Origin of the sequence: Burkholderia sp. HAN2018 (assembly GCF_024704855.1) — a bacterium.
In the GTDB taxonomy this organism is placed as follows: Bacteria; Pseudomonadota; Gammaproteobacteria; order Burkholderiales; family Burkholderiaceae; genus Burkholderia; species Burkholderia cepacia.
Genome location: NZ_QOBB01000554.1, coordinates 1 through 640 on the forward strand (window position 1 = coordinate 1; position 640 = coordinate 640).

Here is a 640-nt window from a genome sequence, read left to right on the forward strand (position 1 = left end):
GTCGGCGCATTTGCCGGCGGCGCGCTGCCCGCGCGGCTGCCGGCCGGTCTCCTCGGCCGCCGGCCCGACATCGTCGCCGCGCGGTTGCGCGTCGAAGCCGCGTTCGCGAATGCCGATTCGACGCGTGCGCAGTTCTATCCGGACGTGAACCTCGTCGCGCTCGGCGGCGTGTTCGCGCTGACGCCCGCGTCGCTGTTCTCGCGCGACGCGCTCGCCGGTTCCGTCGGCCCGGCGATCTCGCTGCCGGTCTTCGATCGCGGCCGGCTGAAGGCGAAGCTCGGTGCGGACGTCGCGCAGGCCGACGTGGCGATCGGGCTGTACAACAAGACCGTCGACGACGCGCTCGGGCAGGTCGCACAGCTCGTCACGTCGCTGCAGACATCGCAGACGCTCGTCGCGCAGCAGCAGGATGCGGTCGCGGCCGCGCAAAAGATCGTGCAGATCGCGACCGACCGCCATCGGCGCGGCGTGCTGATGCAGAAGGACGTGGATGTCGCGGATCTCACGCTGATCGACGAGCGCGCGCAGTTGATCGCGCTGCTCGGCCGGCAGCGCACGCTGCGTGTCGGGCTGGTCGGGGCGTTGGGCGGCGGGTTCGATGCGGGCGCGACGGTCGCGCAGGCGCCGGCCGCGCATCGGG

The 640-nt window shown here is 72.7% G+C and carries 1 protein-coding gene; it reads left to right on the forward strand.

The window, feature by feature from the left end:
• A partial coding sequence (locus DPV74_RS41740; protein WP_162923357.1) for a TolC family protein occupies positions 1-640 on the forward strand: 640 nt, incomplete at both ends.